This window comes from Streptomyces massasporeus (assembly GCF_014648995.1).
Lineage (GTDB): Bacteria > Actinomycetota > Actinomycetes > Streptomycetales > Streptomycetaceae > Streptomyces > Streptomyces massasporeus.
The window spans coordinates 187,747-211,531 of sequence record NZ_BMSE01000017.1 but is presented as its reverse complement, the minus strand read 5'-3'; the positions used below and the strand labels follow the sequence as shown (position 1 = coordinate 211,531).

The window sequence follows — 23,785 nt, the reverse complement described above, 5'->3', positions numbered from 1 at the left end:
ACTCGCCGACCGCATCGCCGTGCTCCACAACGGCACCCTCGCCGCCGAAGGCACCGCCGAGGAACTCAAGCGGATCGTCCCCGGCGGACACGTCCGGCTCCGCTTCACCGACCCCGCCACCTACCGGTACGCCGCCGGCGCCCTCGGCGACATCACCCGCGACGACGAAGCCCTCGCCCTCCAACTCCCCAGCGACGGCAGCCAGCGCGCACTGCGCGCCATCCTCGACCGTCTCGACGCCGCAGGTGTCGAAGCGGACGAACTGACCGTGCACACCCCCGACCTCGACGACGTGTTCTTCGCCCTGACGGGCAACACGGACCAGCCCAAGGAGACGGCCCGATGACCTCCCTCTCGTTCGCCGTGCGCGACTCGGCCACCATGCTGCGCCGCAACCTGCTGCACGCCCGGCGCTACCCGTCCCTCACCCTGAACCTGCTGCTCACGCCGATCATGCTGTTGCTGCTCTTCGTCTACATCTTCGGCGACACCATGAGTGCCGGTATCGGGGGCGCCGGCCCGGACCGCGCCGCATACATCGCCTTCGTCGTCCCCGGCCTGCTGCTGATGACCATCGGCAGCACCACGATCGGCACCGCGGTCTCCGTCTCCAACGACATGACCGAGGGCATCATCGCCCGCTTCCGGACCATGGCGATCCATCGCGGCTCGGTGCTCATCGGGCACGTGATCGGCAGTGTGCTGCAGGCGGTCATCAGCGTGGTGCTCGTCGGCGCCGTCGGTGTGGCCATCGGCTTCCGCTCCACCGACGCCACCGTCCTGGAGTGGCTCGCGGCCTTCGGACTGCTCGTGCTGTTCGCGACCGCGCTCACCTGGATCGCGGTCGGCATGGGCCTGGTCAGCCCCAACGCCGAGGCCGCCGGCAACAACGCGATGCCCCTGATCCTGCTGCCGCTGCTGTCCAGCACCTTCGTCCCGCTCGACGCGATGCCGGGCTGGTTCCAGCCGATCGCCGAGTACCAGCCCTTCACCCCGGCCATCGAGACCCTGCGCGGCCTGCTGCTCGGCACCGGGATCGGCCACAACGGCTGGCTCGCCCTCGCCTGGTGCTTCGGCCTCGCGGTGCTCGGCTACTTCTGGTCGGCCTCGAAGTTCAACGACGACCCGAAGTAGCCCCCCCGGGGCGGTGCCCCGCGCGACAAGGCCGTAGCCCCCCGGGCCCATGCCTCGCGCGCCAAGGCCGTGGCCCCCGGGCCAAAACGCCCCGCGCGACAAGGCCGAAACGCGCCCCCCAGCGCGCTCGCGAACCCTTGACAGTGGTTCCACGCGCGTCAAATCTGGGCGCAGACCGCTCGCCCCAAGGGGAGGCGAAGATGCCTGCAGCGCGGGAATCTCTACTGGACGCCGCCTACACGGCGCTCGTGCGCCGGCCGTGGTCCGCCGTACGGATGGTGGACGTGGCCGCGGCGGCCGGAGTGTCCCGGCAGACGCTGTACAACGAGTTCGGCAGCAAGGACGGCCTCGCCCGGGCGCTCGTCAGGAGAGAGGCCGACGGATTTCTCGCCGGGGTGGACCGCGCTCTCACCGGGCACAGCGATCCCCGCGACCGGCTGACCGCCACCGCCGAGTGGACCGCTTCAGCGGCCCGGGAGAACCTCCTCGTGCGCGCCATGCTCACCGGCTGCTGGAGTGAGCGGCTGCCCGCTCCGGCCCTGACGGCCATGCCGTCCACCTCCGCCGTGCCGGCCCAGCGCCGCGCCGACGGGCCGCTGCCCTCACCCGGCGACTTCGTCGCCCTCGTCCGCGATCGGGCCGTCGGTCTCCTGGCCGCCCCCGGCACGGCCAAGTCCGACTCCGCCGACCTGGCCCGCTCCTGCGAACTCGCCGTCCGGCTGGCCCTGTCGTGCGTGGCCGCGCCACCCGGCGAGGGCGGCGTCGCCGAACTGGTCCGCAGCGCCCTTCAACGGCAGGCGGGGTGACGGAGCGTCAGTGTGCCGACCCCGACAACTGGAGCCCGATCACACCGACGATGACGAGACTGATCGACACGATCTTCAGTGTGGACACCAGGTCGCCCAGGAAGATCATGCCGTAGATGGCCGTTCCCGCCGCCCCGATGCCGGTCCACACCGCGTACGCGGGACCCACGTCGAGCCGTCTGAGCGCCAGGGTCAGCAGTCCGAAGCTGCCGAGGGCGAAGATGCAGAACGCGACCGTCGGCCACAGCCGGGTGAAGCCGTGCGACAGCTTCAGACACACCGCGAAGCCGGTCTCGAGCAACCCGGCCACGATGACCAGCAGCCACGCCATGAGTCGTCCTCCCGTATCCCACGTTCAGTGACCGCTTCGTCAGTTCCGTCGCGCTCGTCAGGCAGTGGCCAGGCTTGCGTCCGGCTTGGGTGCGATTATGCACTTACCGTCCGCACGCCAGGACAAACAACGCGGAGGTCAGTCGCCTTCCTTGCGCTCGCGCGTGGCCAGCAGACGGCGCAGCGAGTACAACCGCGCCGGATCCGCGTGCCCCTCGGCCACCCACGCGTCGAGCGCGCAGTCCGGCTCGTCGTGGCTGCACGCGCGCGGGCAGCCCTCGGTGCCCGGCTCCAGGTCGGGGAAGGCGTGGATGACCTGGGACGGGTCCACGTGGTGCAGCCCGAAGGACCGCAGGCCCGGTGTGTCGATGACCCAGCCATCGCTGCCCGCCAGCGGCAGCGCCAACGCCGAGGTGGTGGTGTGGCGCCCGCGGCCCGTCACCGCGTTCACGTGCCCGGTCGTACGCCGCTGCTCCTCCGGAACCAGCGAGTTGACCAGAGTCGTCTTGCCGACGCCGGAGTGGCCGACGAACGCGGTGATCTTGCCGTCGAGCTGCTCGCGCACGCGGGCGAGGGCTGTGCCGTTCTGCAGTTCCTCGCGGCTGGTCACGACGTAGGGGATGTCGAGGTGGCCGTACAGCTCCAGCAGCTTGTCGGGCGGGGCGAGGTCCGACTTGGTCAGGACCAGCAGCGGCTCCAGGCCGCCGGCGTAGGCGGCGACCAGGCAGCGGTCGATCAGGCGAGGGCGGGGCTCCGGGTCGGCCAGGGCGGTGACGACCGCCAGCTGGTCGGCGTTGGCCACGACCACGCGCTCGTAGGGATCGTCGTCGTCCGCCGTGCGGCGCAGGACGGAGGTGCGCTCCTCGATGCGCACGATCCTCGCGAGTGAGTCCTTCTTGCCCGTCAGGTCGCCCACGATGGCCACCCGGTCGCCGACGACCGCGGCCTTGCGGCCGAGCTCGCGGGCCTTCATCGCCAGGACCACACGGTCCTCGACGAGGCAGGTCAGACGGCCCCGGTCGACGGTGAGCACGAGGCCCTCGGAGGCGTCCTCGTGCTTGGGGCGGATGTTCGTCCGGGGCCGGGTGTTCCGGCGGCCCGGACGGGTGCGGATGTCGTCCTCGTCGGTGTGCTTGCCGTAGCGGCGCATGACGTGATCCCCGCGTCCTACGCCCCGAGCATCCCGGTCCACAGATCGGGGAAGTCGGGCAGGGTTTTGGCCGTCGTCGCCACGTTCTCGATCTGCACGCCCTCCACCGCGAGTCCGATGATCGCGCCGGCCGTGGCCATGCGGTGGTCGTCGTAGGTGTGGAAGATCCCGCCGTGCAGCCGGCGCGGGCGGATGTGCAGACCGTCGGCGGTCTCCGTGACGTCGCCGCCGAGTTCGTTGATCTCCTTGGTCAGCGCCGCCAGCCGGTCCGTCTCGTGCAGCCGCAGGTGGGCCACGCCGCGCAGGGTCGACGGGGAGTCCGCGAGGGCGGCGACCGCCGCGATGCCCGGCGTCAGCTCGCCGACCTCGCCCAGGTCGACGTCGATGCCGTGGATCGAGCCGGAGCCGGTGAACACCAGCCCGAACTCGGTCAGTTCGCAGGAGCCGCCCATCTCGGTGAAGATCTCGCGCAGCCGGTCACCGGGCTGCGTGGTGCGGGAGGGCCAGTCCGGGACGACGACCTTGCCGCCGGTCACCAGTGCCGCCGCGAGGAACGGCTGGGCGTTGGACAGATCCGGCTCGATGACCAGGTCCCGGCCGAGCAGGGCGCCCGGCGAGACCCGCCAGACGTTCGGCTCGCCACCCGACTCGGGCGTGTCCACCTGGGCGCCGACCGCGCGCAGCATGTCCACGGTCATGCGGATGTGCGGCATGGAGGGCAGCGTGGCGCCGGTGTGGCGGACCTCGACGCCCTGGTTGAAGCGCGGCCCGGACAGCAGCAGGGCGCTCACGAACTGGGACGAGGAGGAGGCGTCCACGGTGACCGTGCCGCCTTCGAGGGCGCCGCTGCCGTGCACGGTCATCGGCAGGGCGCCGCGGCCGTCGTCGTCGATGCGGGCGCCGAGCTGACGCAGCGCGTCGATGACGCCGTTCAGCGGACGCTCGTAGGAACGGGGGTCCCCGTCGAACCGGACGGGGCCGTCGGCGAGCGCGGAGACCGGCGGCAGGAACCGCATCACCGTGCCGGCGTTGCCGACGTCGACCGTGGCCGGGCCGCGCAGGCCCGTGGGGATCACCCGCCAGGCCTCGCCGGTGCCGTCGGGGCCCACGCCTTCCTCGATCTCGATGCCCATCGCGCGCAGCGCCCCGGCCATCAGCAGGGTGTCCCGGGAGCGCAGGGGGCGGCGCAGCCAGCCGGGCTCGGAGGCGAGGGAGGCGAGGACCAGGGCACGGTTGGTGACCGACTTGGACCCGGGCACGTGGACCGTCGCGTCGACGGCTCCGCTCGCGTGCGGGGCGGGCCAGAGGGCGGTGTCTGCGGTGTTCGGGGCCATGGCCCCACTTTATAAGCCAGCCGACTTCCGAGTGCGGCGCCGTCGGCGCCGGTCGCGCCCGCGTGGTGGAGCCGCACACGCCGGGGGCCACGTGCCCCTCGGGTCGGCCGTCACATCTCCAGCAGCCAGCGCCCGCCGCCGATCAGCGAGCACAACGACACCGCGTGGAAGAGGAAGAACCACAGCCCCGCCGGTACGTGCGTCAGCCGCGACAGCTGGTCCGCGTCCGAGTCGCCCGCCCCGCCCCGCGCCCGCTTCGCCTGGAGTTCGAAGGCCGGGCGGACTCCGCCGATCAGCAGGAACCACACCACCGCGTACGCGAACGCCGCCTGGACCTGGGGCCCGGCCAGCCAGGACACCAGCACGAACAGGCCGCCGGTGACGAGCATGGTCAGGGCGCCGTAGGCGTTGCGGATCATCACGAGCATGGCGAGGAGCAGGGCCGTGGCCAGCCACAGCAGGAGCGTGATCCGGCCCGAGCCCAGCAGGGAAGCCCCGCCGAGGCCCAGCAGGGGCGGGGCCGTGTACCCCGCGGCCGCGGTGAGGATCATGCCGATGCCGTGCGGCTTGCCGCGGCTGACGGTCAGGCCGCTGGTGTCCGAGTGCAGGCGTATGCCGGTGAGGGTGCGGCCGGTGAGCAGGGCCACGAGCCCGTGGCCGCCCTCGTGGGCGATGGTGATGGCGTTGCGGGAGATGCGCCACAGGCCGTGCGGGACCACCACGGCGAGCGCGGCGCCCAGGGTCGCGAGCACCACCCACAGGTCGGGATCGGGCTGCGTGCCGGACACCTCGTCCCAGAGGGAGGCGAGCGAGGCGGTTGCGGTGCTGTCCATGTGCGGCGTTGGCTCCCTGCGGTCGGATGGAATCTGGCAGTGTGGCACGTATGTGCGGACGGTATTCAGCGAGTCGTAGGCCAGAGGATCTCGCAGGAATCTTTGAGATCGAGAAGTGGGAGCCCGAGGAGACCCTCGCGCCGGACTACAACGTGGCGCCCACCAAAGAGGTCTACGCCGTCCTGGACCGCCCCCTGAAAGACGCGGACGACCCGCGGCCGGTTCGGCAGCTGCGCACGCTGAAGTGGGGGCTCGTCCCGTCCTGGTCGAAGACGCCCGAGGGCGGCGCCCGGATGATCAACGCCCGCGCGGAGACCGTCCACGAGAAGCCGTCCTACCGACGCGCCTTCACCTCCCGGCGCTGCATCCTGCCCGCGGACGGCTACTACGAGTGGGTCACCGGTACCCAGGAGCGCGAGCTGGAGGTCGAGGGCAAGAAGAAGCGGCCCCGCAAGCAGCCGTACTTCGTGACACCGGCCGACGGCTCGGTCTTCGCGATGGCCGGGCTGTACGAGTTCTGGCGTGACAAGACGCTGCCGGACGACCACCCGCAGGCGTGGTGGGTGACGTGCTCGGTCCTCACCACGGAGGCCGAGCAGAGCCCTCTCGCGGTGTCCCCGGCCGACGGCCCCCGGGCACTCGCCGAGATCCACCCCCGGATGCCGCTGATGCTGACGCCCGACCGCTGGAACGCCTGGCTGGACCCGTCCCGCACGGACGCCGACGACCTGCGCGAGCTGCTCGCCCCGCCGCCCGCCGGGCTGATGCGGGCCTACCCCGTCGCCACGGCCGTCAGTAACGTCCGCAACAACGGGCCGGAGCTGCTGAAGGAGCTGGAAGGGCCCGAAGAGGGCACACTCTTCTGACGTGACGCATGTGACGAAGACGGCCCGCACGACCACCGAGACCGTCGAGACCGAGGCCGGAACCGCCCGTATCACCTGGCACGAGGCGAAGAAGGCCCGGTTGGTCCTCGCCGTGAGCCACGGCGCGGGCGGCGGCATCGAGGCCCGCGACCTGACGGCTCTGGCCGAGGTCCTGCCCGCCCACGGCGTGACCGTCGCCCGGGTGGAGCAGCCCTGGCGGGTGGCCGGGAAGAAGCTGGCACCCGCGCCGAAGACCCTGGACGCCGGCTGGCGCGGCATCTGGCCCGCGCTGGCGAAGTCCGGGCTGCCGGTGATCTCCGGCGGGCGCAGCGCCGGGGCCCGGGTGGCCTGCCGCACCGCGACCGAGCTGGGCGCCCACGCCGTGCTCGCGCTCGGCTTCCCGCTCCACCCCCCGGGCAAGCCGGAGAAGTCCCGCGCCGACGAGCTGCTGGGCTCCGGGGTGCCCACCCTGGTCGTGCAGGGCGGCAACGACCCGTTCGGGAAGCCGGCGGAGTTCCCCGAGGGGACGTACGCGCTCGTGGAGATCCCGTACGGGGATCATGGCTTCGCCGTGCCGAAACGGGCGGACCTCTCGCAGGACGAAGCCGTGGCGGTCATCACGGACGCGGTCGTGGAGTGGACCGGGTCACTCGGGTAAAGCTTCGGGAATGCCGGGGCGGCGGTCACTGTTGTGCGGGACGTACGTGCTGGAGACCAGCGCCGACGTCTTAGGAGAGGGAGTCCGCCGCATGGGTTCGACCATCTGCCCGACCCGCAGCAGCCGCGCCGACCTGGACTGGACGGTGCTGCACGCGGCCAGGACCGCCCCTATTCGGGCGGCGGGCGGACCGGATCGTCGTCTATCCTCCGATTCGGGTGAGACCGGTCTCGGTCTCACGAGAACACTCGAGGAGGTGGGTCCGGTCACTGGGACCGACGCAGGGACCGAAAACGGCCGGTCGGAGCAGCCCGAGGGCCAGGGCGGCACGGGCGCGGAGACGGCCGCGGAGCGCAGCGCGCGCTTCGAGCGGGACGCGCTCGAGTTCCTCGACCAGATGTACTCGGCCGCGCTGCGCATGACGCGCAACCCGGCCGACGCCGAGGACCTGGTGCAGGAGACGTACGCCAAGGCGTACGCGTCCTTCCACCAGTTCCGCGAGGGCACCAACCTCAAGGCGTGGCTGTACCGGATCCTCACCAACACCTTCATCAACTCGTACCGCAAGAAGCAGCGCGAACCTCAGCGCTCCGCGGCCGAGGAGATCGAGGACTGGCAGCTCGCCCGCGCCGAGTCGCACATGTCGACGGGCTTGCGCTCCGCGGAGTCGCAGGCGCTCGACCACCTGCCCGACTCGGACGTGAAGCAGGCGCTCCAGGCCATCCCCGAGGAGTTCCGCATCGCCGTCTATCTCGCGGACGTCGAGGGGTTTGCCTACAAGGAGATCGCCGACATCATGGGGACACCCATCGGTACGGTGATGTCCCGGCTGCACCGGGGCCGCCGTCAGCTGCGCGGCATGCTGGAGGACTACGCCCGTGACCGCGGGATGGTCCCGGCCGGTGCCGGAGAGTCGAACGAAGCGAAAGGCTCGGGGTCATGAGCTGCGGAGAGCCGCACGAGACGGATTGCAGCGAAATCCTCGATCATCTCTACGAGTTCCTCGACCGTGAGATGCCGGACTCGGACTGCGTGAAGTTCGAGCACCACTTCGAGGAGTGCTCGCCCTGCCTCGAGAAGTACGGGCTCGAGCAGGCCGTGAAGAAGCTCGTCAAGCGCTGCTGCGGGCACGACGACGTGCCGGGCGACCTGCGGGACAAGGTCATGGGGCGGATCGACCTGATCCGCTCCGGCCAGGCCGTCCCCGAGCAGGACGTCACGGCCTCGCCCGCCACGCCACAGGAGTCCTGACCCTCCTGCGCGTTTCAACTACCCCGCCTCTGCAGGGGTAGTCACCCTCGAACACGTCACTCGAACGTGCTAATTCGCGGGTTATCGCCCCACGAACCCCCCTGCCGCCGCCCTAGGCTCCGATGCCTGACGGACATGGCCGGGGGAGGGGCTCATGGAAGCGGTACCGGCACGGGCACGTGTCTACATCGCCTGTGCCGCCATGGCCGCGCTGCTCTGCCTGCTGCCACTGCCGGGCGTCCGCACGCCCTGGTGGGCGGCCGCGCTGCTCGCGGCGCTGTACGCGGGGTGCGAGCGCGTGGCCCGGTCCCGGTTCGTGGGGATCTCCCACCCGGCCGGGACCTTCTACCCCGTACTGCTCGCCGGCGCCTTCCTGTTGCCTGCGCCCGCCGCGGCGCTGGTGGTCGTGCCCGGCGCACTGCTCTCGCAGGTCGCGCAGCGGCCCGTGGCGCTGCGGCGGGTATGGCGGGCCGCACAGCTCGTCCTCGGGGTGTGGGCCGCGGCCGAGGTGCACCGGCGGCTCGGTGGGCGGGACGCGGTCGCGGCGGGCGACGTCCCGTACGCCCTCGGTCCGGCCGGAGCGGCCGTGCTGGCGTTCTGCCTGGTGCTCGCGCTGCTCGACGGCGGCATCCTGGCCGTGGCGGAGCGGGTGCCGGTACGGCGGGCCTGGCGCGGCCTGGTGGCCCGCTCGCTCGCCCCGATCGCCGTGCACGGCCTCGCCGGGCTGATGATGGCCGTCCTGTGGCGCAGCCCCTACGGGCCCGTCTCCGCGCTGCTCGTCCTGCTGCCCATGTGCGTCTCGTGGTGGGCGTTCGCGCAGTACCACCGGGAACGCGCCGCCCATCAGGCGACCATCCGGGCGCTGGTGCAGGCCGTCGACATCAAGGACGGGTACACCCGCGGGCACAGCGAGCGCGTCGGGCAGGCCTCGATGATGATCGCGCGCGAGCTGGGCATGGCCGACGAACGCGTGGAGGTGCTCCGCTTCGCCGGGATCCTGCACGACGTGGGCAAGCTGGGCGTGCCCACCCGGCTGCTCAGGAAGGACGGGCCGCTGACACCCGAGGAGCGGCGGGTGATCGAGCTGCACCCGGAGTACGGGCACGAGATGGTGCGCGGCATCGGCTTCCTCGGCGAGGCCCGCGCCGCCGTGCTGCACCATCACGAGCGGCTCGACGGCAGCGGCTACCCCTACGGCCTGGTGGGCCGTCAGATCCCCGAGTCCGCACGGGTCGTGGCCGTCGCGGACGCCTTCGACGCCATGACCTCCACCCGCAGCTACAGCAGGGCCCGGCCCGTCTCCGTGGCCCTGGCGGAGCTGGAGCGGTGCGCGGGCAGCCAGTTCGACCCGGTGATGGTCGCGGCGCTCGTCGAGGCCGTCGGGCGTACGGGATGGCACCCCGCCGTGACCGCCGACGACGAGGAGACCCGCCCGTCCCGCGTGCCCCCGCCCGGCACCCGTCTGGCCGGCCGTCCGGGAGCGCACCGATGAGCGCGTACCGGCCGCCACCGCTCCTCACCCTTGTCCACGCCTGCGCCGCCCTCTTCGCGACCGGCTCCCTCGCCGTCACCTCCCACCACGGCCTGGACGAACCCCGGGTCGCCCTCGCCTTCGGCGTCCTCGTCACCGTCGGCGAGCTCACCCGGCGCAACGGCGCCCGGGTCCGGGAACCGGCGCCCCTCGGGGCCGCCGCGGCCCTCTCCTACGCCCTGCTCGGGGAAGCCGGCGGAATGGCCACCCACCACGGCCCCGCCCAGGTCGTCGCCGTCGTGCTGGCCGCCTCCCTGCTCGGCAGCGTCCCGCACGTCGCCCGCGGGCAGGGGCCCACCCTCGACCACCTGGCGCGCCGCGTGCTCACCGTCGGATTCGTCGCCGTGTGCTTCCAGCCCCCGTACAACCGGGGCATGTTCGACGACTGGAGCGGTCCCGCCTACGCCCTGCTGCTCCTCGCGCTGCTGTCCCTGACCGCGCTGTGCGACGCGGTGTTCGCCGCCGCCCTGTCCCACACCCGCACCGGCTGGCCCTTCGGGCCGGTGCTGCGGGACGAGCTGCGGGCCGTGTACGGCATCGGGTCCGCCGTCATCGCGACCGGGGCGGTGATGGCGCTGGCGGTCGCCGTGGTGGGGCTGTGGGCGCTGCCCGTCTTCTCCGTACCGCTGCTGCTCGCCCAGATGGCGTTCCGCCGGTACGCCGCCGTCCGGGCGACCTACCGGCAGACCATCGCCTCCCTCGCCCGGGCCACCGAGGTCGCCGGATACACCCCGGCCGGGCACGCCCGGCGCGTCGCCGTGGTCAGCAAGGCGGTGGGGCGTGACCTGGGGCTGACCGAGCCCGAGCTCGCCGTGCTGGAGTACGCCGCGCTCATGCACGACATCGGCCAGCTGAGCCTCGTCGACCCCGTTCCGTCGGGCGCCACCGCCGCGCTGCCCGCCGCGGAGCAGCGGCGGATCGCCCTGCTCGGCGGAGCCGTCGTACGGCAGACGGGCGTCGACGAGGCGGTGGCCGTGGTCGTGGAACGGCAGGCCGACCCCTACGCCGAGCAGCCGCTCGCCGCGCGAATCGTCCGGGCCGTGAACGCGTACGAGGAGAAGTCCCGGGAAGGAGGGCCCGGCGGGCCGCTGACGGCGCTGGAGGAACTCCGGCTCGCCACCGCCGGGACGTACGCCCCGGAGGTGGTGGAATCACTGGCCCGCGTACTGGCAAGGAGCAGTCTGACCCTGCCCGTGGCTGGGTAACCCATGGGTAATGAGCGCCCTCGAGGCCGTACGTGGTTGGATGCGAAGGAGAAGGTGTCCGGGGGCTCGAAACACAGCTACGGCCAGCCCACCGCACGGAACTGGCAGGCGGGAATCGTGAGGATCTTCGGCAAGGGACGGCACCGGCCCTCCGCCTCCTGGCGGCAGGCCACGGACCGGGCGTTCACCCTCATCGGCGACGGCCGGTACGAGGACGCAGGCGCACTGTTGACACGTGCCGCCGATCTGGAGCCCTGGCTTTCCGAGTCCTGGTTCAACCTCGCGCTGCTGCACAAGTTCCGGCACGACTGGGAGCAGGCGCGGGCGGCCGGACTGCGGGCCGTGGCACTGCTCGACCGGGACACCGGCGCGCCCGACTGGTGGAACGTCGGCATCGCCGCGACCGCGCTTCAGGACTGGCCGCTGGCCCGGCGTGCCTGGCAGGCCTACGGACTGCGGGTGCCGGGGGCGGCCAACGACTCCGGTGAGCCCCTCGGCATGGACCTCGGCAGCGCGGCCGTGCGGCTGTCCCCGGAGGGGGAGGCCGAGGTCGTGTGGGGGCGGCGGCTGGATCCCGCGCGGATCGAGGTGCTGTCCATCCCGCTGCCGTCGTCCGGGCGGCGCTGGGGAGAGGTCGTCCTGCACGACGGGGTGCCGCACGGGGAGCGGACGACCGCCGCCGGGCACACGTACCCGGTGTTCGACGAGATCGAGCTGTGGGCTCCGTCGCCCGTGCCGACGTGGGTGGTGCTGCTGGAGGCGGCGACGGAGGCGGACCGGGACGCGCTGGAGCAGCTGGCCGCGGACGCCGGGTTCGCCGCGGAGGACTGGTCCTCGTCGGTGCGGTTGCTGTGCCGGATGTGCTCGGAGTCCCGGATGCCGTCGGACGAGGGCGACGGGGAGCATCTCGATCCGCACGATCACAGTGAGCCGGGGCATCCCGGGCCGCTGGGGCACCGGACGGACGGGCAGCTGTGGGTTCCCGAGCGGGAGTGCGGGTTGGCTGCGCCGGCTGCGCTGGTCCGGGGGTTGCTGGACGGGTGGGTGGCGGACAGCCCGGATTCTCGTGACTGGCGGGATCTGGAAGAGGTCTGTTAGCGCCGTTGTCGGGTGCGGTTGCGTCGTGGTCGTTCGCGCAGTTCCCCGCGCCCCCTGAGGGGGCGCCTTCCCCGTACCCTGTATCAGCATCCCGGGTTGGATTTGTTCAGGAAGGCGTACGGACGTCATGGCTCAGCAGGACACCGATCAGCAGCGTGCGGGCGTGCTCCCCGTCGATGACGAGGGGTACGTGATCGACACGGAGGACTGCGAGGAGCGCGAGGCTGCCTGGCGGGAGCGGGGGACCTCGCGGCCGATCACGGTCGTCGGGAACCCGGTGCTGCACAAGGAGTGCAAGGACGTCACCGACTTCGGCGACGAGTTCCAGCAGCTCGTCGCGGACATGTTCGCCAGCCAGCGCACCGCCGAGGGCGTGGGCCTCGCCGCCAACCAGATCGGCGTCGACGCGAAGGTCTTCGTCTACGACTGCCCCGACGACGAGGGCGTCCGGCACACCGGCGTCGTCTGCAACCCCAAGCTCGTCGAGCTGCCCGCCGACAAGCGCCGCCTGGACGACAGCAACGAGGGCTGCCTGTCGGTGCCCACGGCGTACGCCCCGCTCGCCCGGCCCGACTACGCCGAGGTGACCGGGCAGGACGAGAAGGGCAACCCGATCAAGGTGCGCGGCACCGGATACTTCGCTCGGTGTTTGCAGCACGAGACGGACCACCTGTACGGCTACCTGTACATCGACCGGCTCTCCAAGCGCGAACGCAAGGACGCCCTGCGGCAGATGGCCGAGAACGAGCCCCGCTACCCGGTCGTGGCCAACGACTGAGACCTCAGCCTCACCAGGCGCACGGCGTCTGTTCGGGTTTCCCACCCCGAACAGGCGCCGTTCGTCTGTGCCGTTCGCCTGTCCGTCGCACGTTCGATCGCTTCTGCTCCTCAGCGATCCGCTCGTAGTCACACAACGGGAGGTTCCCGGCACTGTGAGGTAGTGAATGAAGCAAATGCGTTCCCAGAACGGTCAGTTGTAGTGCTGAATGGGATGAGCGGGGTATGCAACGGCGCACGCCCGGCACGAAGGGAGGGGCGCCCGCGCCAACTGGCGGCTGAGAGGGGTTAGTTCGTGCATGCTTTGTCACACGGCACCACATCGACACCGGTCACGATCGCAGTTCCACCGTCGCTCTCTGTCCCGGTGATCGAGGCGGAGTTTCCCCGGCAACTCCACCCGTATTGGCCGAAGTGCCAGGAGAAGACCCGGGCCTGGCTGCTCGAAAAGCGGCTCATGCCGGCGGACAAGGTGAAGGAATATGCCGACGGCCTTTGCTACACCGACCTCATGGCCGGGTACTACATCGGCGCCTCCGACGAGGTCATGCAGGCGATCGCCGACTACAGCGCGTGGTTCTTCGTCTGGGACGACCGTCACGACCGCGACATCGTGCACGGCCGTCCTGTCGCCTGGCGGCGGCTGAGGGACCGGCTGCACGCGGCCCTCGACTCCCCCGGGGAGCACCTGCACCACGAGGACCCACTGGTCGCCGGGTTCGCGGACAGCGTGCTGCGGTTGTACGCGTTCCTGCCCCAGACGTGGAACCTCCGGTTCGCCCGGCACTTCCACGCGGTGATCGACGCGTACGACCGGGAGTTCCACAACCGCACCCGGGGAATCGTCCCGACGGTCGAGGAATACCTGCAACTGCGCCGGCTCACCTTCGCACACTGGATATGGACGGACCTGCTGGAGCCGGCCGCCGGCTGTGAACTCCCCGACGCCGTCCGGAAACACCCGGCGTATCGGAGGGCGGCGCTGCTGAGCCAGGAATTCGCCGCCTGGTACAACGACCTGTGCTCACTCCCGAAGGAAATCGCGGGCGATGAGGTGCACAATCTCGGAATCAGTCTCATCACCCATGAGGGGCTGACCCTGGAACAGGCCGTCGTGGAAGTCAGGCGCCGAGTCGAGAAAAGCATCACCGATTTCCTCGACGTCGAGCAGGAAGCCTTACGGTTCGCCGACGACCTCGCCGACGGATCCGTGCGGGGAAAGGAACTGAGCGCCGCCGTGCGGGCCTGCCTGAGCAATATGCGGAACTGGTTCAGCTCCGTCTACTGGTTCCACCACGAGTCCGGCCGGTACATGGTCGACAGCTGGGACGACCGGTCCACGCCCCCGTACGTCAACAACGAAGCGGCAGGTGAGAAATGACCGTCGAGTCTGTGCAGCCCGAAACCCCGCCGGCCGTGGAGCTGCGGGAGCCTCCCCGGGCGGGCGGAGGTGTCCCCGTGCTCGGGCACGGCTGGAAGCTGGCCCGCGACCCGCTGGCCTTCATGTCCCGGCTGCGCGAGCACGGCGACGTCGTGCGGCTGAAGCTCGGGCCGAAGACGGTGTACGCGGTCACCGCCCCGTCCCTGACCGGCGCCCTGGCGCTGAGCAACGACTTCATCATCGCCGGACCGCTGTGGGAGTCCCTGGAGGGCCTGCTCGGCAAGGAGGGCGTGGCCACGGCCAACGGCCCGCGCCACCGGCGCCAGCGGCGCACCATCCAGCCCGCCTTCCGGCTCGACGCGATCCCCGGCTACGGCCCGATCATGGAGGAGGAGGCACACGCGCTCACCGAGCGCTGGAAGCCCGGCGAGACGATCGACTGCACCTCCGAGTCCTTCCGGGTGGCCGTGCGCATCGCGGCCCGCTGTCTGCTGCGCGGCCAGTACATGGACGAGCGGGCGGAGCGGCTGTGCGTCGCCCTCGCCACCGTCTTCCGTGGCATGTACAGGCGGATGGTGATCCCGCTCGGACCGCTCTACAACCTGCCCCTCCCGGCCAATCGCGAATTCAACCGGGCATTGGCCGATTTGCATCTCCTCGTCGATGAGATCGTCGCCGAGCGCCGGGCATCCGGTCAAAAGCCGAACGATTTGCTGACGGCATTGCTGGAGGCGAAGGACGAGAATGGCGACCCGATCGGGGAACAGGAGATCCACGATCAGGTCGTCGCCATCCTCACCCCCGGCAGCGAAACCATCGCCTCCACGATCATGTGGCTCTTGCATATGCTCGCGGAGCACCCCGAACACGCCGACCGGGTGCATGACGAAGTGCAAGCCGTCACCGGTGGGAGGCCGGTGGCATTCGCAGACGTCCGAGGACTCAGGCACACCAACAATGTCGTCGTCGAGTCCATGCGTTTGAGCCCGGCCGTCTGGATTCTGACCCGTCGGGCGGTGCGGGACACGGAACTCGGTGGATACAGTATTCCGTCCGGGGCGGACATCATCTACAGCCCGTACGCGATCCAGCGCGACCCGAAGTCGTACGAGCGGCACCTGGAGTTCGACCCCGACCGCTGGCTTCCGGACCGGGTCAAGGACATCCCGAAGCACGCCATGAGCCCCTTCAGCGTCGGCAACCGCAAGTGCCCCAGCGACCACTTCTCCATGGCCCAGCTGACGCTGGTCACGGCGGCGCTGGCCACCCGGTACCGCTTCGAGCAGGTGGCGGGGTCGAAGGACGCCACGCGCGTCGGGATCACACTGCGGCCGCACGACCTGCGGGTGCGGCCGGTGGCGAGGTGAAGGCCCGCGGGCTCAGGCCGCCTCGGGACCCCTGAACGTCCGCCGGTAGGCGTTCGGGGTCGTCCCGACCGCCCGGACGAAGTGGTGGCGCAGTGTGGCCGCGTTGCCGAACCCCGTTCGGCCGGCGATCGCGTCCATGGTCTCGTCCGTCGCCTCCAGCAGCCGCTGGGCCAGCAGCACGCGCTGGCGCAGGATCCAGCGGTAGGGAGTGGTCCCGGTCTCCTGCTGGAAGCGGCGGGCGAAGGTGCGCGGGGACATGAGGGCGTGGGCGGCGAGCTGCTCGACGGTCACCTCCTCGTCGAGATGGCGCTCCATCCACGACAGCACCTCACCGATCGTGTCGCCCTCGGGCTGGGGGAGCGGGCGCTCGATGTACTGGGCCTGGCCGCCGTCGCGGTGCGGCGGCACCACCATCCGCCGGGCGATCTTGTTGGCGACCTCGGTGCCCTGCTCCTTGCGCACCAAGTGGAGGCAGGCGTCGATGCCGGCGGCCGTGCCCGCGGAGGTGATCACCGGATCCTCGTCGACGTAGAGCACGTCCGGCTCGACGACCACGTGCGGGTACTGCCGTGCGAGGTCCTTCGCGTGCTTCCAGTGCGTGGCGCACCGGCGGCCGTCCAGCAGCCCGGCCGCGGCCAGCACGAAGACACCGGAGCAGACGCTCAGCACGCGCGCTCCGCGGTCGACCGCGGAGCGCAGGGCGTCCAGCAGCTCCGGCGGGAAGTCCCGGGACGCATAGCTGTGCCCCGCCGGCACGGCGATCAGATCGGCCGTCTCCAGCCGCTCCAGGCCGTGCTCCACCTGGAGTGAGAAGCCCGAGTTCATCCGCAGCACCGGGCCCTCGGCCGAGGCGACCGCGAAATCGTAGACCGGCAGGCCTTCGTCGCTCCGGTCCGTGCCGAAGACTTCGCACACCACACCGAGTTCGAAGGGGTTCACGCCGTCGAGGAGGGCGACGGCCACGTTCTGCAACATGGATCCAGTGTGCCTCGCCGGTGGCAGTAATTCGAGGGTCTACGGCAGTACTGCCACTGACGGTAAGGAGCAATCGGCGCGACAGTGGTGTCCATGAACACGAACCAGATCGAAGCACTGATCGGACTGACCGCCACACTCGGGATCCTGGTCCTCCTGATCCTCCCGTCCGTGATCGGCCTGGTGCGCGACAGGCGCATCGACCGGCAGATCCGGGAGGCTCAGGAGGCCCGCGGAGAGCTTCCGGCTCAGAAGTCCTCGTCCAGGTCGACGGTGCCCTCCACCGCCACCTGGTACGCGGAGGGCCGCCGCTCGAAGAAGTTGGTCAACTCCTGAACCCCCTGGAGCTCCATGAAGGAGAAGGGGTTCTCCGAGCCGTAGACCGGAGCGAAGCCGAGGCGGGTGAGCCGCTGGTCGGCGACGCACTCCAGGTACTGCCGCATCGACTCGGTGTTCATGCCCGGCAGGCCGTCACCGCACAGGTCGCGCGCGAACTGCAGCTCGGCCTCGACGGCCTCCCGGAGCATGTCCGTCACCTCCTGCTGGAGCCGGTCGTCGAACAGCTCCGGCTCCTCCTTGCGGACGGTGTCGACCACGTCGAAGGCGAAGGACATGTGCATCGTCTCGTCGCGGAACACCCAGTTGGTGCCGGTGGCCAGGCCGTGCAGCAGGCCCCGGCTGCGGAACCAGTAGACGTACGCGAAGGCGCCGTAGAAGAACAGGCCCTCGATGCACGCGGCGAAGCAGATCAGGTTGAGGAGGAACCTGCGGCGGTCCGCCTTGGACTCCAGGCGGTCCAGCTTGTCGACCGAGTCGATCCACTTGAAACAGAACTCGGCCTTCTCGCGGATCGACGGGATGTTCTCCACGGCGTCGAACGCGGCCGCGCGGTCCTCCGGGTCGGGCAGATAGGTGTCGAGCAGCGTCAGGTAGAACTGGACGTGCACGGCCTCCTCGAAGAGCTGACGGCTCAGATACAGCCGCGCCTCGGGGGAGTTGATGTGCTTGTACAGCGTCAGCACCAGGTTGTTCGCGACGATCGAGTCGCCGGTGGCGAAGAAGGCGACCAGCCGGCCGATCAGGTGCTGCTCCGCCGGTGACAGCTTGGCGAGGTCGGTGACGTCCGAGTGGAGGTCGACCTCCTCCACGGTCCAGGTGTTCTTGATGGCGTCCCGGTAGCGCTCGTAGAAGTCCGGGTAGCGCATGGGGCGCAGGGTGAGCTCGAAGCCGGGGTCGAGAAGGTTCTGGGTGCTCATTACTGGCAGGCCTCGCAGGACTCGGGGTTTTCCAGGGAGCAGGCGACCGCTTCGGGATCCGGGGTGGCCTGCGCGGGGACGGTGGCCCGGGCGGCGCGGGCGATGCGGGTCGCCGGGCGCGAGCGCAGGTAGTACGTCGTCTTCAGCCCGGACTTCCAGGCGTAGGCGTACATCGAGGAGAGCTTGCCGATGGTCGGCGTCTCCAGGAACAGGTTCAGGGACTGGGACTGGTCCAGGAACGGGGTCCTGGCCGCCGCCATGTCGATCAGGCCGCGCTGCGGGATCTCCCACGCCGTGCGGTAGAGGGCGCGCACGTCCTCGGGGATCCAGGCGAAGTCCTGCACCGAGCCGCTGGCCTCGCGCAGGGCCTCCCGGCTGCGGGCGTCCCACACGCCGAGCCGCTTCAGCTCGTCCACCAGGTAGGAGTTGACCTGGAGGAACTCGCCCGACAGCGTCTCGCGCTTGAACAGGTTGGACACCTGCGGCTCGATGCACTCGTACACGCCCGCGATCGAGGCGATGGTGGCCGTGGGGGCGATCGCGAGGAGCAGGGAGTTGCGCATGCCGGTCGTGGCGATGCGCTCCCGCAGGGCCGCCCAGCGCTCCGGCCAGGTCAGCTCGGCGTCGTAGTGGTCGGGGTGCAGCACGCCCCGGGCCGTACGGGTCTTCTCCCAGGCCGGCAGCGGGCCGTTGCGCTCGGCCAGGTCGGCGGAGGCCTCGTACGAGGCGAGCATGATCCGCTCGGCGATGCGGGTGGAGAGGGCCTTGGCCTCGGGCGAGTCGAAGGGCAGGCGCAGCTTGAAGAAGACGTCCTGGAGGCCCATCGCGCCGAGGCCGACCGGACGCCAGCGGGCGTTGGAGCGGCCCGCCTGCTCGGTCGGGTAGAAGTTGATGTCGACGACCCGGTCGAGGAACGTCACGGCCGTACGGACGGTCTCGTCCAGCCGCTCCCAGTCCAGGCCGCCGGTCGATGTGTCGACAAAGGAACCCAGGTTGACCGAGCCCAGGTTGCAGACCGCCGTCTCTCCGTCGCTGGTGACCTCCAGGATCTCCGTGCAGAGGTTGGAGGAGTGGACGACGTGACCCGGCTCGGCCGTCTGGTTGGCGGTGCGGTTGGCGGCGTCCTTGAAGGTCATCCAGCCGTTGCCGGTCTGCGCGAGGGTGCGCATCATGCGGCCGTACAGCTCACGGGCGGGCAGGATCTTCCTCGCCAGGCCCTTCGCCTCGGCCGCCCGGTACGCGGCGTCGAACTCCTCGCCCCACAGGTCGACCAGCTCGGGCACGTCCGAGGGGGAGAACAGCGACCACTGCGCGTCGGCGTTCACGCGCCGCATGAACTCGTCCGGCACCCAGTGCGCCAGATTCAGGTTGTGCGTGCGGCGGGCGTCCTCGCCGGTGTTGTCGCGCAGCTCCAGGAACTCCTCGATGTCGGAGTGCCAGGTCTCCAGGTAGACCGCGGCCGCGCCCTTGCGCCGGCCGCCCTGGTTCACCGCGGCGACCGAGGCGTCGAGGGTCTTCAGGAACGGGACGATGCCGTTGGAGTGCCCGTTGGTGCCGCGGATCAGCGAACCGCGGGCACGGATGCGGGAGTAGGCGACCCCGATGCCCCCGGCGTGCTTCGACAGCCTGGCCACCTGGTGGTACCGGTCGTAGATCGAGTCCAGCTCGTCCTTGGGGGAGTCGAGGAGGTAGCAGGACGACATCTGCGGGTGCCGGGTGCCCGAGTTGAAGAGGGTGGGGGAGGAGGGGAGGTAGTCGAGGCGGCTCATGAGCCCGTAGAGCGACGCCACCTCCTCCAGTGCGCGGGTGGTGTCGTCCTCGGCGAGGCCGCTCGCCACCCGCAGCATGAAGTGCTGGGGCGTCTCGACGACCTTGCGGGTGATCGGGTGCCGGAGCAGGTAGCGGCTGTGCAGCGTGCGCAGGCCGAAGTAGCCGAAGCGGTCGTCGGCGCCGGTGTCGATCAGGGCGTCGAGCCGGGCCGCGTGCAGCCGCACGAACTCCGCGGTGCGGTCGGCGATGAGGCCCTCGCGGTGGCCGACCGCGACGGACTCGGTGAAGGACGTGACGCCCTGCGAGGCGGCCTCCTCGCGGATACCGATGGTCAGCAGCCGGGCGGCCAGCCGGGAGTAGGCGGGGTCCTCGGAGATCAGACCGGCCGCGGCCTCCGTCGCCAGCTCCCGCAACTCCGCTTCGTCCGCGGCGGCGGACCGGCCGCGCAGCGCGGCGGCGGCGACCCGGCCGGGGTCGGCGTCGGGGAGGTCGGCGGTCAGCTCGGTCAGGGTCCGCAGCAGCGCGGTACCGGGAGCGTCGTGCTCCTCCTCGGCGGCTGAGACCGGTTCGGCTGGCGCGATGGTCACGTGGGGCTCTCCCTCGCTCGGCACGGGGGCCTCGTCGAGGGCAGGGGGCAGCACACGAGCGCACGCGGCGTCGCGTCCACCGGCCCATTCCACGAGGCCCGGACGTCAGGGCACACCGGCCGGGTGGCCGGGTGCGCTGTCGGCAGGTCCTCGGACTGACTCCCATGCGCCTATGTGGGCATGGGTACACCGTTGCGGGACAGTTCCGGATTCCCACCGGATTCCCCTGCGGCGACAGCGAGCATGAGCATACATCTTGTGCCGGGCTCGGTTGGCACCCCCAGATGTTGTGTCGGGGTGGTGTCGGAGCGTCAGCTTTACGTGACAGCGGGCCGTCGTGACACTTGGTCACGACGGCCCGCTGCGGGGTGTTCGTTTGTGGGTCGAAACCCTGGAATCAGTGCGCGGATCCCGCGGTCGCAGGCGGAAGCTCCACCTGGACCCCCGGGTCGCCCGCGTCCGCCGTGTAGTCCTCCGGCTTGGTCTCGTCGACGCCGTCGGGGGCCTTCAGGGCCTTCAGGACGAAGGTCAGGATCACCGTCACCACCACGTTCAGGACGAACGCCGTGAGGCCGATGTAGCCGATCTCGCCGATGCCCGGGATCTCCTTCGCGGAGCCGCCGAAGTGCTTCTGGGTCGGGGAGGCGACGCCATACGCGGCGACCGTGCCGTAGATCATGCCGACCGCCCAGCCCGCGAGCAGCGCCCAGCGGTGGAACCAGCGGGTGAACAGGCCGCCGACCAGGGCCGGGAAGGTCTGCAGGATCCAGATGCCGCCCAGCAGCTGGAAGTTGATGGCGACCGTCTTGTCCATGGTGAGGACGAAGGCCAGCGCGCCGACCTTCACCAGCAGGGAGACCAGCTTGGAGACCTTGGTCTCCTGCGCCGGAGTGGCGTCCGGCTTGATGAAGTCCTTGTAGATGTTGCGGGTGAAGAGATTCGCGGCCGCGATGGACATGATGGCCGCGGGCACCAGCGCGCCGATGCCGATCGCCGCGAACGCCACGCCCGCGAACCAGTCCGGGAACATCGTCTCGAACAGCTGCGGGATCGCCAGCTGCCCGTTCTGCACCTTGATGCCGGCCGCGATCGCCATGAACCCGAGCAGCGCCAGCAGACCCAGCATCAGCGAGTACAGCGGCAGGATCGTGGTGTTGCGGCGGATCACCTCACGGCTCTTCGAGGACAGCGTCGCCGTGATCGAGTGCGGGTACATGAACAGCGCCAGGGCGGAGCCCAACGCCAGCGTGGCGTAGGTCCACTGGCCCGGCTCGGCCGGTGTCAGGGCACCGCGCGGCGCGCCGGTCGCCGGGTTGGTCTGGCTGTACGCCTCACCGGCCTTGGCGAAGATCTCGTCGAAGCCGCCCAGCTTGATCGGGATGTAGATGATCGCCACCGCGATGACGATGTAGATCAGCGTGTCCTTCACGAACGCGATGAGCGCGGGGGCCCGCAGACCCGACGAGTACGTGTACGCCGCCAGCACGCCGAAAGCGATCAGCAGCGGCAGGTCCTTGATGAACCAGTTGGTGTTCTCACCGCCGCCGACGCCCATCACGTCCAGCACGGCCTGGATGCCGACCAGCTGGAGCGCGATGTACGGCATCGTCGCCAGGATGCCCGTCACGGCCACCGCCAGCGACAGGCCCTTCGAGCCGAAGCGGCCGCGGACGAAGTCGGACGTCGTGACGTAGCCGTGCTTGTGGGACACCGACCACAGGCGGGGCAGGAAGGTGAAGATCAGCGGGTAGACCAGGATCGTGTACGGCACGGCGAAGAAGCCGGCCGCGCCCGCCGCGTAGATCGCCGCCGGGACGGCGACGAAGGTGTACGCCGTGTACAGGTCGCCGCCGAGCAGGAACCAGGTGATCCAGGTACCGAACGAGCGGCCGCCCAGGCCCCATTCGTCCAGGCTCTGCTCGTTCTCGGCCTTGCGCCAGCGCGCGGCCAGGAAGCCCATGACCGTCACGGCCAGGAAGAAGAAGATGAAGACGCCGAGCGCGACTCCGTTCACGCCGTCCTTCACTGCGACGCACCGCCCTTCGCGGCCGAGCGGGCGCGCTGGTCACGCTGCCACAGCTTGTAGGCGATCATCGTCAGGACGGTGGAGATGAGCACCCACGCCATCTGGTACCAGTAGAAGAACGGGATCCCGATGAAGGCCGGGTCGGTCTTGGCGTACGAGCCGACCCACAGCATGGCCACGAACGGCGCTATGAGGCAGACGGCGATGACGACGCGCATGGGCGTCACCACCGGCCCTCCACTGGCTTCTGGGGCTTGCGACATCAGGCGGCTCCGTCCCCTTGGTGATCACCTGTGTAATGCGCAGGCAATCTAGGTCAGGGCGCGCCCATAGCGGAACCCCTCGTCCGCAATGCGGTACCCAACCGAAACCAGGCCTCAGCAGTGACGCAGGGGCCGCGGGGTGCCGTTAGTCGGCGGGCCGCTTCAGTCGCGCCACGAACTTGTACCGGTCGCCCCGGTAGACCGACCGCACCCACTCCACCGGCTGGCCGCCCCGGTCCAGCGAGTGCCGGGAGAGCATCAGCATCGGCAGCCCCACGTCCGTGCCGAGCAGACCGGCCTCGCGCGGCGTGGCCAGGGACGTCTCGATGGTCTCCTCGGCCTCCGCGAGATGGACGTCGTAGACCTCGGCCAGCGCCGTGTAGAGGGACGTGTACTTCACCAGCGAGCGCCGCAGCGCCGGGAAGCGCTTCGCGCTGAGGTGCGTGGTCTCGATGGCCATCGGCTCGCCGTTGGCCATGCGCAGCCGCTCGATGCGCAGCACGCGTCCGCCGGGCGTGATGTCGAGCAGCCCGGCCAGGCGGTCGTCGGCGGTGATGTAGCCGATGTCCAGCAGCTGTGAGGTGGGTTCGAGGCCCTGGGCGCGCATGTCCTCGGTGTACGAGGTCAGTTGCAGCGCCTGCGAGACCTTGGGCTTGGCGACGAACGTGCCCTTGCCCTGGATGCGCTCCAGCCGGCCCTCGACGACCAGTTCCTGCAGCGCCTGGCGCACGGTGGTGCGCGAGGTGTCGAACTCCGCCGCCAGGGTGCGCTCGGGCGGGACCGGCGTGCCGGGTGCCTGGGTCTCCGTCATGTCGAGCAGGTGCTTCTTCAGGCGGTAGTACTTGGGCACGCGCGCGGTACGGACGGGCACCCCGTTCTCGTTCTCCGCACTGCTGACGTCGGTGCTCATGCTCCGCCTTCCCGGCTGGGTCTGCCGACACGATCCCACTTGTATACCGTCGGCGCCTCTTTTGGTCTAGTCCACCAATCACTGTGGTCTACCCGCAGTATGCCGTGCCCACCCGGGTTTTCGCTGGCTTCTTACTTAAAGGTTCCTGCATATGTAGGTCGCATAACGGCTGGTCAGGGCTGTAACGCGACCCTTGACAGGCTTTCTGGTCTGGTCCAAGCTCCCCGTACTGGTCTACACCATTGGTCCAGGCCCGGCCCCACGTTCACTGCGGGGA

Annotated in this window: 23 protein-coding genes, 1 pseudogene and 1 riboswitch; of the genes and pseudogenes, 14 read left to right on the top strand and 10 right to left on the bottom strand. The window is 70.4% G+C overall.

Annotated elements, in window-relative coordinates; genetic code table 11:
• From IE153_RS31035 to IE153_RS31025, 3 genes and pseudogenes are all read left to right on the top strand, one after another.
• Positions 1–346, top strand: a pseudogene (locus IE153_RS31035) (ABC transporter); the annotation flags it as partial.
• Positions 343–1,134, top strand: coding sequence for an ABC transporter permease (locus IE153_RS31030; protein WP_189593056.1), 792 nt, complete (start codon positions 343–345; stop codon positions 1,132–1,134). The pseudogene IE153_RS31035 and the gene IE153_RS31030, both read left to right, overlap by 4 nt.
• Before the next feature lie 200 nt (positions 1,135–1,334).
• Positions 1,335–1,940 carry a TetR/AcrR family transcriptional regulator gene (locus tag IE153_RS31025; RefSeq protein ID WP_189593055.1) on the top strand — a complete coding sequence of 202 codons (606 nt, stop codon included), beginning with the start codon at positions 1,335–1,337 and terminating at the stop codon, positions 1,938–1,940.
• A 7-nt stretch (positions 1,941–1,947) separates the two neighbouring features.
• Here the strand turns inward: IE153_RS31025 and IE153_RS31020 are convergent, their stop codons facing one another.
• The 4 genes from IE153_RS31020 to IE153_RS31005 all read right to left on the bottom strand — a co-directional run bounded on the left by IE153_RS31020 (position 1,948) and on the right by IE153_RS31005 (position 5,587).
• Positions 1,948–2,271, bottom strand: coding sequence for a DMT family transporter (locus IE153_RS31020; protein ID WP_189593054.1), 324 nt, complete (start codon positions 2,269–2,271; stop codon positions 1,948–1,950).
• A 138-nt stretch (positions 2,272–2,409) separates the two neighbouring features.
• Positions 2,410–3,420 carry a ribosome small subunit-dependent GTPase A gene (gene rsgA / locus IE153_RS31015; protein ID WP_189593053.1) on the bottom strand — a complete coding sequence of 337 codons (1,011 nt, stop codon included), beginning with the start codon at positions 3,418–3,420 and terminating at the stop codon, positions 2,410–2,412.
• Between the two features lie 17 nt (positions 3,421–3,437).
• A complete protein-coding gene (gene aroA / locus IE153_RS31010; protein WP_189593052.1) occupies positions 3,438–4,754 on the bottom strand; it encodes a 3-phosphoshikimate 1-carboxyvinyltransferase in 1,317 nt (438 codons plus the stop codon).
• Between the two features lie 110 nt (positions 4,755–4,864).
• A complete protein-coding gene (locus tag IE153_RS31005) occupies positions 4,865–5,587 on the bottom strand; it encodes a M50 family metallopeptidase (RefSeq protein WP_033314423.1) in 723 nt (240 codons plus the stop codon).
• 50 nt (positions 5,588–5,637) lie between these two features.
• On the opposite strand from IE153_RS31005, the gene IE153_RS31000 reads away from it, so the two are divergent.
• From IE153_RS31000 to IE153_RS30955, 10 genes are all read left to right on the top strand, one after another.
• The gene (locus IE153_RS31000; RefSeq protein ID WP_189593051.1) at positions 5,638–6,453 is read left to right on the top strand and encodes an SOS response-associated peptidase; all 816 of its coding nucleotides are present in this window, start codon (positions 5,638–5,640) and stop codon (positions 6,451–6,453) included.
• 1 nt (position 6,454) lies between these two features.
• Complete coding sequence (locus tag IE153_RS30995; RefSeq protein WP_438817953.1) at positions 6,455–7,111, top strand: alpha/beta hydrolase family protein; 657 nt, start codon at positions 6,455–6,457, stop codon at positions 7,109–7,111.
• 256 nt (positions 7,112–7,367) lie between these two features.
• Positions 7,368–8,054, top strand: a complete 687-nt coding sequence (gene sigR / locus IE153_RS30990) for an RNA polymerase sigma factor SigR (protein ID WP_031108063.1) — start codon at positions 7,368–7,370, stop codon at positions 8,052–8,054.
• Positions 8,051–8,362 (top strand): mycothiol system anti-sigma-R factor, encoded by a 312-nt coding sequence (gene rsrA, locus IE153_RS30985; RefSeq protein ID WP_031108065.1) that lies wholly within the window; start codon positions 8,051–8,053, stop codon positions 8,360–8,362. The genes sigR and rsrA overlap by 4 nt, the downstream gene beginning before the upstream one ends.
• A 154-nt stretch (positions 8,363–8,516) precedes the next feature.
• Positions 8,517–9,854, top strand: a complete 1,338-nt coding sequence (locus IE153_RS30980) for an HD-GYP domain-containing protein (RefSeq protein WP_189593050.1) — start codon at positions 8,517–8,519, stop codon at positions 9,852–9,854.
• Positions 9,851–11,098 (top strand): HD-GYP domain-containing protein, encoded by a 1,248-nt coding sequence (locus IE153_RS30975; protein WP_189593049.1) that lies wholly within the window; start codon positions 9,851–9,853, stop codon positions 11,096–11,098. Before IE153_RS30980 ends, IE153_RS30975 begins: the two co-directional genes overlap by 4 nt.
• Positions 11,099–11,215: 117 nt before the next feature.
• Positions 11,216–12,196 (top strand): tetratricopeptide repeat protein, encoded by a 981-nt coding sequence (locus IE153_RS30970; RefSeq protein ID WP_031108068.1) that lies wholly within the window; start codon positions 11,216–11,218, stop codon positions 12,194–12,196.
• 127 nt (positions 12,197–12,323) lie between these two features.
• Positions 12,324–12,974, top strand: a complete 651-nt coding sequence (gene def / locus IE153_RS30965) for a peptide deformylase (RefSeq protein WP_031108069.1) — start codon at positions 12,324–12,326, stop codon at positions 12,972–12,974.
• A gap of 294 nt (positions 12,975–13,268) precedes the next feature.
• On the top strand, positions 13,269–14,354 hold the full coding sequence (gene cyc1 / locus IE153_RS30960; RefSeq protein WP_189593048.1) for an epi-isozizaene synthase: 1,086 nt from the start codon (positions 13,269–13,271) through the stop codon (positions 14,352–14,354).
• The gene (locus tag IE153_RS30955) at positions 14,351–15,721 is read left to right on the top strand and encodes a bifunctional albaflavenone monooxygenase/terpene synthase (protein WP_189593047.1); all 1,371 of its coding nucleotides are present in this window, start codon (positions 14,351–14,353) and stop codon (positions 15,719–15,721) included. Before cyc1 ends, IE153_RS30955 begins: the two co-directional genes overlap by 4 nt.
• Before the next feature lie 12 nt (positions 15,722–15,733).
• Here the strand turns inward: IE153_RS30955 and IE153_RS30950 are convergent, their stop codons facing one another.
• Positions 15,734–16,696: a GlxA family transcriptional regulator gene (locus IE153_RS30950; protein WP_189593046.1), complete on the bottom strand. Its 963-nt coding sequence runs from the start codon at positions 16,694–16,696 to the stop codon at positions 15,734–15,736.
• A gap of 93 nt (positions 16,697–16,789) precedes the next feature.
• Between IE153_RS30950 and IE153_RS30945 the strand changes: the two genes are divergently transcribed.
• Positions 16,790–17,032, top strand: coding sequence for a hypothetical protein (locus IE153_RS30945; RefSeq protein ID WP_189593045.1), 243 nt, complete (start codon positions 16,790–16,792; stop codon positions 17,030–17,032).
• Here the strand turns inward: IE153_RS30945 and IE153_RS30940 are convergent.
• The 5 genes from IE153_RS30940 to IE153_RS30920 form a co-directional block, all read right to left on the bottom strand.
• Positions 16,945–17,952: a ribonucleotide-diphosphate reductase subunit beta gene (locus tag IE153_RS30940; protein WP_189593044.1), complete on the bottom strand. Its 1,008-nt coding sequence runs from the start codon at positions 17,950–17,952 to the stop codon at positions 16,945–16,947. The genes IE153_RS30945 and IE153_RS30940 overlap by 88 nt on opposite strands.
• On the bottom strand, positions 17,952–20,309 hold the full coding sequence (locus IE153_RS30935) for a ribonucleoside-diphosphate reductase subunit alpha (RefSeq protein ID WP_189593043.1): 2,358 nt from the start codon (positions 20,307–20,309) through the stop codon (positions 17,952–17,954). Before IE153_RS30935 ends, IE153_RS30940 begins: the two co-directional genes overlap by 1 nt.
• A gap of 124 nt (positions 20,310–20,433) precedes the next feature.
• Positions 20,434–20,560: riboswitch (cobalamin riboswitch) on the bottom strand.
• A gap of 146 nt (positions 20,561–20,706) precedes the next feature.
• On the bottom strand, positions 20,707–22,335 hold the full coding sequence (gene mctP, locus IE153_RS30930; protein WP_189593042.1) for a monocarboxylate uptake permease MctP: 1,629 nt from the start codon (positions 22,333–22,335) through the stop codon (positions 20,707–20,709).
• Positions 22,332–22,553, bottom strand: coding sequence for a DUF3311 domain-containing protein (locus tag IE153_RS30925; protein ID WP_030851632.1), 222 nt, complete (start codon positions 22,551–22,553; stop codon positions 22,332–22,334). The genes mctP and IE153_RS30925 overlap by 4 nt, the downstream gene beginning before the upstream one ends.
• A gap of 190 nt (positions 22,554–22,743) precedes the next feature.
• A complete protein-coding gene (locus tag IE153_RS30920) occupies positions 22,744–23,508 on the bottom strand; it encodes a GntR family transcriptional regulator (protein WP_097220267.1) in 765 nt (254 codons plus the stop codon).
• Between the last annotated feature and the right edge of the window lie 277 nt (positions 23,509–23,785).

What these genes read in the sequence shown, in the direction of transcription:
- IE153_RS30950 (WP_189593046.1), bottom strand. Translation starts at nt 16,696, where the DNA reads ATGTTGCAGAACGTGGCCGTCGCCCTCCTCGACGGCGTGAACCCCTTC.
- IE153_RS31025 (WP_189593055.1), top strand. Translation starts at nt 1,335, where the DNA reads ATGCCTGCAGCGCGGGAATCTCTACTGGACGCCGCCTACACGGCGCTC.
- IE153_RS31000 (WP_189593051.1), top strand. Translation starts at nt 5,638, where the DNA reads ATGTGCGGACGGTATTCAGCGAGTCGTAGGCCAGAGGATCTCGCAGGA.
- IE153_RS31030 (WP_189593056.1), top strand. Translation starts at nt 343, where the DNA reads ATGACCTCCCTCTCGTTCGCCGTGCGCGACTCGGCCACCATGCTGCGC.
- IE153_RS31020 (WP_189593054.1), bottom strand. Translation starts at nt 2,271, where the DNA reads ATGGCGTGGCTGCTGGTCATCGTGGCCGGGTTGCTCGAGACCGGCTTC.
- IE153_RS30940 (WP_189593044.1), bottom strand. Translation starts at nt 17,952, where the DNA reads ATGAGCACCCAGAACCTTCTCGACCCCGGCTTCGAGCTCACCCTGCGC.
- IE153_RS31005 (WP_033314423.1), bottom strand. Translation starts at nt 5,587, where the DNA reads ATGGACAGCACCGCAACCGCCTCGCTCGCCTCCCTCTGGGACGAGGTG.
- aroA (WP_189593052.1), bottom strand. Translation starts at nt 4,754, where the DNA reads ATGGCCCCGAACACCGCAGACACCGCCCTCTGGCCCGCCCCGCACGCG.
- IE153_RS30975 (WP_189593049.1), top strand. Translation starts at nt 9,851, where the DNA reads ATGAGCGCGTACCGGCCGCCACCGCTCCTCACCCTTGTCCACGCCTGC.
- IE153_RS30920 (WP_097220267.1), bottom strand. Translation starts at nt 23,508, where the DNA reads ATGAGCACCGACGTCAGCAGTGCGGAGAACGAGAACGGGGTGCCCGTC.
- IE153_RS30945 (WP_189593045.1), top strand. Translation starts at nt 16,790, where the DNA reads ATGAACACGAACCAGATCGAAGCACTGATCGGACTGACCGCCACACTC.
- IE153_RS30925 (WP_030851632.1), bottom strand. Translation starts at nt 22,553, where the DNA reads ATGCGCGTCGTCATCGCCGTCTGCCTCATAGCGCCGTTCGTGGCCATG.
- IE153_RS30980 (WP_189593050.1), top strand. Translation starts at nt 8,517, where the DNA reads ATGGAAGCGGTACCGGCACGGGCACGTGTCTACATCGCCTGTGCCGCC.
- IE153_RS30955 (WP_189593047.1), top strand. Translation starts at nt 14,351, where the DNA reads ATGACCGTCGAGTCTGTGCAGCCCGAAACCCCGCCGGCCGTGGAGCTG.
- rsgA (WP_189593053.1), bottom strand. Translation starts at nt 3,420, where the DNA reads ATGCGCCGCTACGGCAAGCACACCGACGAGGACGACATCCGCACCCGT.
- rsrA (WP_031108065.1), top strand. Translation starts at nt 8,051, where the DNA reads ATGAGCTGCGGAGAGCCGCACGAGACGGATTGCAGCGAAATCCTCGAT.
- def (WP_031108069.1), top strand. Translation starts at nt 12,324, where the DNA reads ATGGCTCAGCAGGACACCGATCAGCAGCGTGCGGGCGTGCTCCCCGTC.